We start from the raw sequence: 13,371 nt of genomic DNA, 5'->3' as shown, positions 1-13,371 counted from the left end.
TATTTACAAAAACATAATTTACATAGAAAACATAAAATATATAATTTACATAATTAACATAAAATTAATTGAATATATATTTTAATTAATTTTATGTTAATATATAGTTTGCATATTGAAATTTGACTTACAGTTATGTACTTTAAACAGAAAATCACATGAAAGATGAAAGAAATTAGAGAATTATATGTAATTATATAGTATTATGTAAATATATAAAATTATGTAATTTATATATTTACATAATTTACATTGAATTCATAGATTTTTTATAATATAATTACTATATAAAGAATATTTATTTAAAAGGAGATTTAAAGATGGATAAAGTTGAGATTCTAGATACTAAAGCAAAAACAATGGTAAAAACAATAAATTTAAAAGTTGGAAATGATACTGGGAATAGTGAACATGATATAGTGATATCAGATTCAAGTGGAAGTGATATTGAACAAATATGCCAACCTAGTGTAATATCAAAGGTAAGAAAAAAACCAAATTTAGAATCTATTGATGAAAAATATATGATAGAAAATATAAGTGATAATTTAATTGTTGAAGTGCTTTCTGATGAAGTAAGTCCAGGTATTTTTTTTGTTGGAAATTATGCTCTTAAAAGTGGAGAAAGAATAAAAAGTATTGAGATTGGATTAGATAATGATAAAGCAAATAATGATGTTGTATTTATAAGTACTTTAGCTCATATTGCAGGATTTGCAGTAAAAAAGGCCTATAAAGAAGGCGTTTTGGATGATGAAATTAATGTTAATATAGAAATGGGATGCTCTTTGCCAATAGGTCAATATAATAATAAAGTAGCAGAGTTATTTGAAAACAGATTTATGAATGATAAAAGTATTGTCAAGGTAGTTACACCTAAAAAATCCATTGAAGTTAAATTAAATTTTGATTTTGTACATGCTATACCAGAAGGTGTGACAGCATCATTTGCTCTTAGTGAAATGGATGATAGTATATTTAAATCATATAATGATGTAAATGAAGAAAAATTAAATAAAGAATATTTCAAAACTCATAGAGTGTTACATATTTCAATAGGTGAAGGAACTACAGAATATCCAATTACTAAAGGTATTGCATATGAACCTAATTATATAAGAGGTTCTAATAATGGTCTAGGAATAGCGATTGACAATTCTTTGGATGAATTTATAGAGTTAAAAGGCATGACCAATTGTTCTAGACAAAAGTTTAGTGAAATAATTAGAGATAAAAAGCACAGATATTATGAAGATGCTTTAGAAATTCTTGAATTTCACTTAGATCCACAAACAGACGCAATTTATAATAAAGCAAAAACAGAACTAGAAAGAGTAAATAATGAAATTGATATAATTGTTGTCTATGGTGGTGGAAGTATATTAATGAAAAATATATTGGAAAGAAGATTAAAAAGATTATGTGAAAGAGCTGGGATAAAATTATTGTATATTGATGAGAAGTATGCAGTTACTTTAGAGTCTAAGGGATTGTATAATCTTGTAAATTCAGCCTTATGGCAAGTTTTAAAGAATGATAGATTGGCTTCTTTAAACAAATAATTTTTTAGGAGATAAAAATGTCAAAAAATAATTCGGAAGTAAAAAAAACAAAACTAGTTTATATAGATCCTCAGACACATTCTTTACTTAAAGCAGAAGCAATGATAAATAATGCTAGTATAAAAGAAACACTTGAAAATATTGTGAAAAATTCAGTTAGTGACATGGCTAAGATGATAGTTGATGGTACCACTTCTAAAACTAATAATCAAAATAAAGTATCAAATGAATATGATAAAAAAGATATTGAATCTTTTAGTGAGAATATAGAAAAATTAGAAAAAGAACCTGAGTGTGAGAAAAAGAATGAAGCAACAGAAGATATTCCAGGAGAGGTATTATCAAATGAATATGATAAAAAGAGCATTGAATCTTCTAGTGATAGTGTAAAAGAATTAGGGAAAGAGCCTGAATATGAGAAAAAGAATGAAATAACAGAAGGTCTTTCAGAAGAAGTATTAAAAGTATATAGAAGATAAAAATGTTTTCATAAAACAAAGAAAAGATTATAGTTAATATAGTCTTTTTTTTGTTTTATGAAAATATTGTTTGAAAAACTCTTATTAATGTTATAGAATATGCTCATAAGATGCATTAAAAATTGCATTTTTTGGAAATTAAAAAGTAGCCATTTCACAATAAATGGCTACTTTGCGATAAAAATATAGCTCACATCAAAAAAAATTTGAACTTTTTCCTTAAAAAACAAACAAAAAATATAATATAAAATCAATAATAGTTTGAAATATAATAATTTCAATTACAATTAAAATATAAATCAATAATTTAGTTATAAAAGTACTGTTTAAATAAATTTTTATCTTTAATTACGATAAAATCAAGTCACCCAAAATTGTGAAATGGCTACTTGAAAAGAAGATATTTATGTACATAATTGAGGTTATTATCAAATGAATTAATTGAAATTGGGGGGAGAGAGTATCATGATGAAAACAGCTGACATTCAAAAAAGCACTACAGAAAAGGGCAACTCTAGAAAGAATTCAAATGAGAGGGAAAAGAAAAGATTAGATAATATAAATTTGAAGTCAAACCAAAGGAAATATGAAGATGAAGAAGATTGTAAAGATAAAAATGATGGTATAGCTGAAATGATAAAAGAAACATTTACTATTTGTTCATTTCAAAATGATATATCATATTTTGTTAAAATAAGAGTTGATCGTATAGGATATTATAAAAATATCAGTAAATCAATAGGCATTGAACATACTAATTTATTAAATCCAGAAAATAATATAATAGAAGAACAAAAAAAAATAGTATCTGTATTCAATATTCAAGAAAGATACATAAAATTAAAATTATCATTATCACCAAGATTAAAAGAATTACTTACATACATGGAAGAAATAAAAGAAGAACCACCAGCAAAATATATTTGTTATGAAATGGATATAAGTAGACATAGATTAAAGTCATTACTAACAGAAATCTTTGAACAGATTGATGAAATTTATAAAATTTATTTGGAAATTTCATAAAAAAAAGATAGTTTACTCTATTTATTGCTAGTAAAAGATATATTTTTCACTTTTATAAAATTTTGATTGTTTTTTTTAGTTTTAATATGTGATATTTTATACATAAGGGAAAAGCTATGTCAAAAAATTGGGGAGTATATTTTTGAGAAAAGTAGAAAAAACGGAAAAAACAGAAGTAATTGCATATTATTTGTCAGAATCTAAAAAAAGAAAAGTAAAAATTAGTGAAATGGCAAATAAGTTTAATATAAGTGAAAAAACTATAAACAATTATATTAGAAACTATAAAGTAAGTAAAGAAGAAATAATTAATTATTATATAGAAGAGTCACATCATAGAAGGGTAAAAATTAGTGAAATGGCGAATAAGTTCAATATGAGTGAAAAAACTATAAATAATTACCTTAAAGATATTAAAGTTAAAAAGTCGGAAATAATTAATTACTACATCAAAAAATCTGAATATGGTAAAGTAAGAATTAGTGAGATGGCAAAAAAGTTTAATGTAAGTGAGAAAACAATAAGTAATTATATTAAGGACTATGAACCTAAAATAAAAAGCAAATTATATGATAAAGTTAATATGTTCTTTTTTGAATACAAAATGAGCATATCAGATATCCAAGGTATGTTAAATCTAGATTTTGATACAATAAAAAAGATATTATACAAAAATGAAGAAAAATATAATTCTGAAATACAAAGAAGAAGAGAAGAAAGTCAAAATAGAAAAAAAGAGAGAAATAAAATTTATAAGAAATCAGCTAAATCTTATAATGAAAAAAGAAGTGAAGAAATAGCTATAATGGCTAAATTAGAAAGAGATCAAAAAATTAATGCTATCAATATGTCAGTAAAACAAAGGACTACAAATAGTTCTATCGTGATGATGAACATAAATCATTATGAAGTAAAGGCAAATAAAAATAAAGATATATTTTTAGTTCTTAATAAAGAAACAAAAGAAATGGCTACAAAAGATTTGCCAATTCGGATAAAATTGACTACAGACATGATGGAATATAAAACTTATGAAAAAAATTTTGCAGATTAATTACCTAGTATAATATTAACTGAATGATAGAAATAAAAATAGACACCTTAATAAGTGTCTATTTTTTTGTGAGAATGGAGGTGAAAGATGTGATGAAAAAAAAAGCATGTTATAAAGATATAGACAGCAAAAAATCTAAAAATAAGTTTATCTCCAAGAACAAAAAATTAAATATAGATTTTATTTATGATAGATAAAAATAGAGAACTTATTATGGGATATAAAGCTGGAGATAAAAGCTGTCTTGAAAAACTAATAAGTAATAATCAAAAATATATTTATAAAATGATATCTAAATATACAATTAAGGACTCTTATGTGGAGGACATATTTAATTCAGCAATAATAGGGTTCATAACTGCTATAAATAGATATGATATTAAAAAAGAAGCAAATATCTTAACATATGCGAGAAAGTATATTGAAAGTGAGATATTTGAACAATTTAGGGTTTTAACAGTAGATTGTTACATCCCTAAAAAAAAATATAAAAAAATTGTTAGAAAAAATTCACGAGGAGTTCTAGAAAAAGATAATTGTTTAAAAAAGTCATATAGTTTAATGAACAAATCAATTTGTTCAAATTTAATAAATACTAATGAATTTGATATGAGAATAACTCATTTGGAACTTAAATGGGCCATGTCAGAGTTAGATGAGCTTGAAAAAGAAGTAATATTTTATCTTTATATTGAAAAAAAGAATTATAAAGAAATAGAGCAGAAACTAAAAATAAATTTAAATAAAATAAGTTATGTAAGAAAGAAAGCATTGGCCAAGTTAAAAGAGAAGTTAAAACAAAAGGAGGTGGTTTAATGCACAATATAATCCTTTTTCTAACAACTGGACTTAGCAATATTCCTGATGTATCTACAGAGGAAATGACAAATAAAATAAATGGTGCTGTGGGGGAAGTTGATGCACTTGTATCAGGCAGTTTTTACAATATAGCTGTAATTGCTTTTCTTATAGTTCTTGTTATATTTATTTTATGTGCAACAGTGCTTAAATCAAAGTTTGCTGTTAAGGCGGCAGCAAGTATGGGATGTATATTTTTAGCGATAGTTTTATTTTCTATGAGATTCCAAATAATAGGATGGTTCTCTCATATTGGGAAAGGTGGATTATAACTGAAAAAACTAGAAAAAGAGGTATATTTACATAGATGTTAATGGTCAAAGAAGCTAAAAAACTAGTTAAAGATGAAAATGGTGATGTTAAAATAAAAACTATTTTCATTATTGCTAAAAATATAAAATTCTTAGGTTATACTGTAGCACAATTAGTTAATGCAAAACCAAATGAGGTTGTTTTTCTTGATACTAAGCCAAATGAAATGTTTACTAAAGAAAAAGTTATATCAATTTATAAATGTTCTGTAGATGATTTGATTGAAAACATGTAGGGTGGTGATTTAATTGTTAGAAGTAAGAGCTGATGCTTTAAAATTTACAAATTTATTTTTATCAGTTGCTAAAAGCCCAGTTACTGTTATTGCTTTAGTCTTAGCTGTAACTGGTTTATGTTATGCAGGAATTAAATTAATGACTTTGAATAGATCAGATGAAAGAGTAGAAGTATTACAAAATATTAAGTTCACAATAATAGGTGTTATTTTAACAGGTGTATATTTTCCAATGATTGGATACTTGGCGACGCTAATTTTGAAGGGTTAGAAAGGAAGTAATAAAATGACAATAAATAGAATAAAAGAATTATTTTTAAAACAAGATGTCTTACTAGATTCAACAGAGTTAACTGAAAATAAAAATATATTATTTAAACATAAATTTATTCAGTTTGGTGGAGTTATCACAATGTTAACTGGGTTATATTTAGTTAGTAGCAATAGAATTGTAAATCTATTCTTAGTTCCAGGTCTATCTGGGATTCCATCATCTTCAGCAGAATCAATAGGAGATCAAATTATTCCTACAATTCAAAAAATAGCACAAGTAGGTGGTGCTGTTACTGCACTTGTAAGTTTATGTATAGCAGGAATTTCATTAATGGTATCTAAGCGTCAAGAACAAAGACAAGAATCTATGTCTAAGATAATGAATATAGCTGGTGGTATAGCTGTAATAGGATTTGCAGCATCAGCTGTAGGATTCTTAACTGGTTCATTTATGAAGTAAATTAGTAAAAGGTTTAAAGCTCATGCTTTAAGCCTTTTATTTTTTGTAAAGGAGGTTTATATGACTAATTTTCAAATACCTTTCGATTTAAGCTTTGAAGATAAAATAATTGGTGGAAAGTTATCTTTACGTCAAGCCATCTGGTTCGCTGTTCCAGTTGGTTTTTTTATGATAATAATACAAAGACCACAACTATTCGTTAATTACTTAGAAAATGGAGTAACAACAATAAATTTTCTAAATATTTTAATGGTATTTTTATTTGAAGCTTTTATGTTGGCGATATCTGGTACATTCAGCTTTGTAAGAATAAATGGATTGTATTTAGATTCATATGTACTACTTAGAGTTAAGTATTTATTTAGAAAAAAAGTAATAAAACATTATGAATAATCTAATGAATAGGAGGTTTCTATGGATTTTAAACAAAAGACAACAACATATGATTTGATAGATCAAAAGACTGTTAAGAAAATGAAACAAGATAAAAAGATAAAGCTCATGGATGAAATTATAGGAATTCAGGAAGTTTTGAACAATACAATAATAAAAAGTAAATATGGTTATTCTGTGATATTAAAAATTTCAACGACTGATGTAGCATTATTGTCTGAAGATGATATAAAACAATTTGAAAATGTACTAATATCATATAGCTTTGGTCTGAATTTTCCTATTAAATATGCTCGTAGTAATAAAAAGCAAGATTTCAAACATTACAAAGAATTTATAGACAAAAAAATGGATAATAATGAATCAAGTGATTTCCTTAAAAAATACAAAGAGGAATTGTACAATGAATTTTCTGCTTTGGAAAATGGAATTTATAGTGATACAAAATATAATTATATATATATTGTAACTCCAAATCATCCCATTCAAGAAAGAGCTTTAAAGGAATTACAAGGAAAAGTAAATTATGTGGTGAGAGCTTTAAATGATACTAACTTCAGAGTATCTACAGTTAAAGGTATTGATATTATAGAATTTTTTCACAACCAATTTAATAAAGGTAAAGATTTTATTGTAGAAGATCTGATAGAGAAAGGTATATTTTCAGAATATGTAGAAGGATTAGGAATTTTAAGAAAAGAACATGAAGATTATAATGATGCTGATATTAGTATCTTATCAGAAGAAGATTTAATAAAAGTAGAGTCAACTGAAAATTTAACACCAGAAGAAGAAAAAAAGCTCGTGAAAAATAGGAAAAAAGACAAAAAAAAGAAACAGAATAAAAAAGATGAGCAATTTCTAGAGATAGGCAGATTGACTATATATGATATTATAAAACCTAATATTTTTGAAGAAAAGGAAGACTACATAAAGCTTGATAGAAACAATTATATAAGAATGTTGTCTATTCAAGCATTTCCTAAGAATATGAATATAAGTACATTGAATAATTTGTGTTGTATAGAAAATATGGAGTTATTATCAATAGTTAAAAAGCTTGATGAAACTACTCTTAGTAAATCCTTGAAAAATCAATATTCAAAAATAATGTCAAATATAAAACTGGAGTATAAAAGTACTGGAACAGTTGATTATGATAAGAGAGAAGCTGCTAAAAACATAGATAATTTAAGAATGTTAATAGAAACCAATTCAGATAAATTATATCATACTCAAAATCTAATGAAGTTGTGGTCAAATGATCTAGCTGATTTAGAGAATAAGACAAGCATGATAATAGAGGCATGTGAAAAAACTGGAATAATTGTAAAGGTCTTATTTTATGATCAAAGAGATGCATTTTTAACAACTCTTCCATTTAATTCTTTTAACTATATGCAAGATAAAAGGAATATGACTACTGGTGGAACGGCTTGTCTAGTCCCAAGTGGATGCACACATTTAAATCATACAGAAGGGAAATACATTGGAAGAAATGAGCAAACAAATTCTACTTTAATTCTAGATAATTTCTTATGTCAAAAAAAGCACATAAAAGAAAGTGAACTATACTCAAATCCGAATCTATATATTTGTGGTAAGCCTGGCTCAGGTAAATCAACATTTATGAAGGTCTTTATGGGTAGAGGGGCGTTACTAGGTGAATGGAACGCAGTGTTTGATATGGAGAATGAATATGAGAAGATAAATAAAAAGTTTGGTGGCAATTATCTTCATATAAAAGCAGGTAGAAAAATCGGAATAAATCCTTTAGAACTATCTGTCGAAGAAGATGAAAATGGAAGAAGAACAGTACCAATCTATGAGAAAATGGTTGAGATAACTAATCTTATAAATAACTTTATAAAACAGTATAGAAATGGAAAGGGATTAGTTGGTACAGAAATAACAGGAGTACAAGATGCTATTAAAAAAGTGTACTCTGATAGAGGAATAGGTATAGAGCCAGATTCATTGATGGAAAACAATAAAAAGAAAAGATTACCAATACTTAGTGATTTAAAAGCTACTATGGAAAAAAATAAAAATCTTGATGAAGTATCTGATATTATGCAACTAATAACTGGTGATGGTGTAATGGCTATGTTCGATTGTGAGACAAGTGAAGAAATATCCAGATTCAAACGAAAGAAACTTATTGTTTTTTGTTTGAAACAGCTTGATGAGTTTAGTAAGTTTTTTGCTATGACTACAATTTTAAGCTGGTTATGGGGCTTATTTTCAGACTGGAAATATAAAGGTATACAAAAAAATGTATGGATAGACGAAGGCTGGAAATTCGCTCAACATGAAGCCAGTTTGGCTCTACTTGAAGATTTCTCAAGAAGAGGAAGAAAGTACTGGATAAGCTTAATTATAAGTACACAGGCAATTGGAGAGTTCTTAACTAAAGAGGCTGGTAAGGCAATAATAAATCTTTGTTCTACAAAAATAATATTCAAACAAGATGCGTCATTAGCAAAAGAAATAACCAAGTTTTTTGGACTTCCAGAACAAGCTCGGAAAAGAATACCTTCATTTTCAAAAGGGCAATGTATACTTGTTACAGAAGTTGGAAACATCTTAGCTCAGATTGATTTATTCAACTTTGAAAAAGAGTTTGCAGAGACTTAAAATATGAAAATGGAGGGTTATTAAAATGAGTGAACAAATTCAAGCTTTAGTTGATATACTGCAATATGCAGGAGTGATACTTATTACAATTAGTTTAGCGATACTCATATATAAGCTAATAATATATAAAAATGACTATGATAAAAGAACAATCTTAATGCAGGGAACAACAAAATTGGTATTAGGGGCTTTAATGCTAGGTCTTATGCTAAGTTTAGCAGGTTTCTTACAAGATATAATTGTAAATATGGGTACAACAGGAGGCTCTGAATTCAAATCATCAGAGCTTAATTTTGTTAAAGATTTAGAAGATGAAGATAGTTTCCTTGCAAATGGAATAGCTTTCTTATTAGATTCTATAACTAAATTTATTTTTTCTGGTGATGGATTTATACAAGAAAAATTACTAGGGACAAAGACATTAGAAGAATTAATATTTGCAAAAGATTTAAATATATTTACAAAAGAACAATGGTCACATCTAGTTTTTGGATACGGAATAGTTCAAAAAGTAGCTTATGTCTTACTTATATTAATGGTATTCTTTACAGCTGTAAGAGTTATAAAAGGTTCAGTTGATGAAAGACAAGAGATAGACACAAAGGAAAGTTTACAAAGATGGGTTTTTGTTTGCCTAATAATAGCAGGAGGTCCAGTTTTAGTTAATGGGATAATAGTCTTTTCAAATTTTTTAACATCAATTTTAAATGAGTCTTTTAGCCATGTAACAATGTCTAATTCTATATTAGATGAACTTAAAACTGGAAATGTTTTAACTACAGCGATAATAAAAGTTTATTTCGCTTATTTAACATTGAGAGTAAATATTGTTTTTATGGTTAGAACATGGGTTTTAGGTATTATGTTTGTTTTTACACCTGTTGCTTCTGCCTTATGGGGAATTAACAAGAACATAAATGCATTTGAAATCTGGTTTGGAGAGATATTAAGTAATGCAATAACAGGACTATGTTACTCTATAGTATTTGTAGTATTTTCATTGTTTTTCTCAGCAACTTCATCACTACTATTTATTTTAATAGGTCTTACTTTAACTATAAAATTATCTGATGTCTTAAGAAATTCTGTACAGGGATATTTTGCTAAGTTATCTGGAATAGATGAATATGGAGAAGCTAGGCGATTTACAAAAGGGACTCTAGGAGCAATATCAGGTATGGTAACAGCATTCAAAGCTTCTACAGCAGGAACAGCAGGAACATTGGAAGCTTTAGAAGGTCTTATGGGACATGGTGATAAAGAAGGTAATTTTAATAAAATGGCAAAGATGGCTGATAGAGCAGTAGATGGTGGAATAGGAAATAAATTTAATAGAGGAAATGATCCTGCGGAAGAGCAAAATAGATATGATGCAGATATGGAATCAAGCTATGGTGATATAGGCTTAGATGATAATATAAACTCTCTTGATGATAATAATATAAAACCTTTAGATAATATGGAAAATGAAATACCAAAAGATGATGATTCATTAGAAAAAAATAGTGGTACTAGTGATGATGAGTATAACTTTGGAATGGATAAACTAGATAGCTCAAAAAATGGAGATGAATTGAAGAAGAATATAGAAACTATTCCAGAAAAAGAACCAGATATTGCGTTCAAAAACCCTAGTAACGCTGAAAGAGCTATTCAAGGTATGTTCTTCAATAACTTATCTAAGAAAGACAGTTATGGTAATAAAGATGATGGATTTATATTCTCTGCAATAAATGATAAAAGAAATATGGGGCAAGTAGAGTCAGCTAGAATTGATACAATAAATTCAATAGCTGGAAATATAATGGAGAAACCAGGTAATAATTTAGATATAACACAAGCAACTGGAAAAGCTGAACAAATTTTTGATACAGCTATGTTTAACAGCAGTGTAACTGAACCTGACAAAGAACATTTTTATGAAAATATTTCAAAAGGTGACATAGATAGTGCATCTAAATTTTTAGCAAGTAGCAAGAAAGACAATAGCCTAGATTCTTTACTTAAGGATAGCTTATAGAGTTAACATAGTTAACTTTTTTATTTAAAGGGAGGATGAAAGCATTGTTTGAAAAGGGATTAGAGTTAGTAAAAGGTATTGCTAAAAATAAATTTAAAAAGCTAATGTTTAAAATAATGGTTCCTTATGGTGCTTTTGTTGTATTAATATTAATATTATTATCTGCAACTTTTGAACTATTTACAGGCGATAAAATAACTCCTAATTTATCTTCTGAAGAGACTAAAGAAGTTCAAGCTTACATAGATGAGAAAGTAGCACAATATACATCTAAAGATTATTATTTTTTAGACAATCAACATTTATTAAGAGCTGAACATGTAGAAAAGTATTTGAGATTTTTAGTAAGCAATAGCCAAGTATCTGCAAAAAGTAGTGTTAAGCAATTGAAGAAAAAAGTTGATGAGATAGTTGATAAGACCTTAAAACCTGATTTGAAATATTCAGAATCTCAGATAATAACAAGGCGATTTTATAAGGAAAAAGTAGGAGAAGGTGATGATGCTAGATATGTAGAAAAGGTTGATGAAACGGTTGATACAATATATCTATTAGATTATGCAAATTCAATTTATAATACTAATAAATATATATATGAAATAAAAACAGAAACTACAACAATAGATTCTGATGAAAGAATTGAGATAACAAAACCAGTTTTATCTACTCAAGAAAATGAAGGAGAACCATATGACCACTTTAGAGAAATATTAATTAAAGAAAATCATGTTGGTGAAAATGATGTTGATATGGTTATTGGAATGATTATAAATTCTGGTTCAGATAAAAAATGGAATTGGCTATTTGGAAATACTCTTGCACCATATTATCCAGGTGGTGGCCAATGGGGAGAACTTGTAGGGGTTCCAGGAGAATTAGCATCATTCTTTGATGAAGCATCTCAGTTAACAGGTCTTCCAAATTGGGTATTAGCTGGATTTGCAAAACAAGAAAGTAATTTTAACCCTAATTGTCAGTATGGAGGAGCATATGGAATAATGCAATTTCAAAAGTATGATACTGATGGAAGTGATATATGGGCTGAACATATGAGAAAAGGCATGGGTGATTTATTTAAACAAGCAGGATATTCTTTTTCTAGTTCAGAGCAAATGTGGGGTATTTTTTTAAAAGATGCAAGAGCTCAGATAATTGCAGGTGCATTTGAGGCAAGATTCTATTTTAACTATGCTTTATTTAGATTAGAAAGTATGACAGGAATAGCTTGTCCAAATAAAAAGAATTATAATACCAACGAATATGTCAATCAAATAAAGTGGGATAGTGATGAAAATGATCCTAAATTTAAAGACCTTTTGAGAAGAGCATTTGTATTATATAATGTTGGACAAGGAAGGGGTATGTCTGTAAATTTAGATAAAGCTCCTCATGACTATCCAAATAAAGTTTATCATTATGCTATAGAATTTAGAAATACAAGTATATCAGGTGGTTCTAGTTCAGAAAAGGTTAATAGGATTATTTCAATTATGAGAAAGCAACTTGGTAAACCATATTTGTGGGCAGCAGAAGGACCTAATTCTTTTGACTGTAGTGGTCTTATGCTATATTGTTTCAATCAAGCAGGAGTTAAAGGATTGCCTAGAACTTCTAAAGCACAATGTGCAGCATCAACACCTATATCATTTGAACAACTACAACCAGGTGACTTTGTATTTGTACATGAAAAAGGCCAATCTTTAACAAATCCTTGGAATGTGCATCATGTTCAAATGTATATTGGAGGAGGAAAAGTTATAGAAGCTCCAGAATCAGGAAAAGATGTTAGAATAACAGACATGAGAAAAGGGCCTGTGAGTTATGGTAGATTTCCTGGTTTAAAATAAATTGTTGTTTAAAAGGTATTCCAATTATGGGATACCTTTTTTTATTATAAAAAACTGAGGTGATTAATTTATGTTTGTTGCTTTAACAATAGCTATAGCTTTTTTAGGAGTGCTTATTTATGCTTCTGTTTTAAGTACTGAAGTATCTTTGATTCTTGATGAATTGGAAGAAGGAGATATATAAGTAAAGTGAGTAAAATTAATTATAATTTTGG

At 27.3% G+C, this 13,371-nt stretch carries 13 protein-coding genes; all 13 read left to right on the top strand.

Going from position 1 to position 13,371, the window contains the following annotated elements:
- The first annotated feature begins 320 nt into the window (after positions 1-320).
- The 13 genes from ACTG44_RS20910 (at position 321) to ACTG44_RS20850 (ending at position 13,156) form a co-directional block, all read left to right on the top strand.
- Positions 321-1,562, top strand: a complete 1,242-nt coding sequence (locus ACTG44_RS20910) for a ParM/StbA family protein (protein ID WP_235684372.1) — start codon at positions 321-323, stop codon at positions 1,560-1,562.
- Between the two features lie 17 nt (positions 1,563-1,579).
- Positions 1,580-2,041 carry a hypothetical protein gene (locus ACTG44_RS20905; RefSeq protein ID WP_172693331.1) on the top strand — a complete coding sequence of 154 codons (462 nt, stop codon included), beginning with the start codon at positions 1,580-1,582 and terminating at the stop codon, positions 2,039-2,041.
- A gap of 465 nt (positions 2,042-2,506) precedes the next feature.
- Entirely contained in the window at positions 2,507-3,067 is a 561-nt protein-coding gene (locus ACTG44_RS20900; protein WP_021382298.1) for a hypothetical protein, read from the top strand.
- Positions 3,068-3,209: 142 nt separating this feature from the next.
- The gene (locus ACTG44_RS20895) at positions 3,210-4,121 is read left to right on the top strand and encodes an NUMOD1 domain-containing DNA-binding protein (protein ID WP_021382299.1); all 912 of its coding nucleotides are present in this window, start codon (positions 3,210-3,212) and stop codon (positions 4,119-4,121) included.
- Between the two features lie 186 nt (positions 4,122-4,307).
- Positions 4,308-4,937, top strand: a complete 630-nt coding sequence (locus tag ACTG44_RS20890) for a sigma-70 family RNA polymerase sigma factor (protein WP_054269303.1) — start codon at positions 4,308-4,310, stop codon at positions 4,935-4,937.
- On the top strand, positions 4,937-5,251 hold the full coding sequence (locus tag ACTG44_RS20885; RefSeq protein ID WP_021382302.1) for a hypothetical protein: 315 nt from the start codon (positions 4,937-4,939) through the stop codon (positions 5,249-5,251). Before ACTG44_RS20890 ends, ACTG44_RS20885 begins: the two co-directional genes overlap by 1 nt.
- A gap of 35 nt (positions 5,252-5,286) precedes the next feature.
- Positions 5,287-5,526 carry a hypothetical protein gene (locus tag ACTG44_RS20880; protein ID WP_021382303.1) on the top strand — a complete coding sequence of 80 codons (240 nt, stop codon included), beginning with the start codon at positions 5,287-5,289 and terminating at the stop codon, positions 5,524-5,526.
- A gap of 13 nt (positions 5,527-5,539) precedes the next feature.
- Positions 5,540-5,797 carry a hypothetical protein gene (locus tag ACTG44_RS20875; RefSeq protein WP_021382304.1) on the top strand — a complete coding sequence of 86 codons (258 nt, stop codon included), beginning with the start codon at positions 5,540-5,542 and terminating at the stop codon, positions 5,795-5,797.
- A gap of 15 nt (positions 5,798-5,812) precedes the next feature.
- The gene (locus ACTG44_RS20870; protein ID WP_021382305.1) at positions 5,813-6,259 is read left to right on the top strand and encodes a hypothetical protein; all 447 of its coding nucleotides are present in this window, start codon (positions 5,813-5,815) and stop codon (positions 6,257-6,259) included.
- A 60-nt stretch (positions 6,260-6,319) separates the two neighbouring features.
- A complete protein-coding gene (locus ACTG44_RS20865; RefSeq protein ID WP_021382306.1) occupies positions 6,320-6,652 on the top strand; it encodes a PrgI family mobile element protein in 333 nt (110 codons plus the stop codon).
- Positions 6,653-6,673: 21 nt separating this feature from the next.
- On the top strand, positions 6,674-9,289 hold the full coding sequence (locus ACTG44_RS20860) for a VirB4 family type IV secretion system protein (RefSeq protein ID WP_021382307.1): 2,616 nt from the start codon (positions 6,674-6,676) through the stop codon (positions 9,287-9,289).
- Positions 9,290-9,314: 25 nt separating this feature from the next.
- Entirely contained in the window at positions 9,315-11,309 is a 1,995-nt protein-coding gene (locus ACTG44_RS20855; protein ID WP_479921719.1) for a hypothetical protein, read from the top strand.
- Between the two features lie 35 nt (positions 11,310-11,344).
- Positions 11,345-13,156 carry a C40 family peptidase gene (locus tag ACTG44_RS20850; RefSeq protein ID WP_052328860.1) on the top strand — a complete coding sequence of 604 codons (1,812 nt, stop codon included), beginning with the start codon at positions 11,345-11,347 and terminating at the stop codon, positions 13,154-13,156.
- Positions 13,157-13,371 lie beyond the last annotated feature (215 nt).

It is taken from the genome of Clostridioides sp. LIBA-2809 (assembly GCF_056688965.1).
The sequence above is the reverse complement of the archived record's forward strand: the minus strand, read 5'-3'. Positions and strand labels throughout refer to the sequence as shown.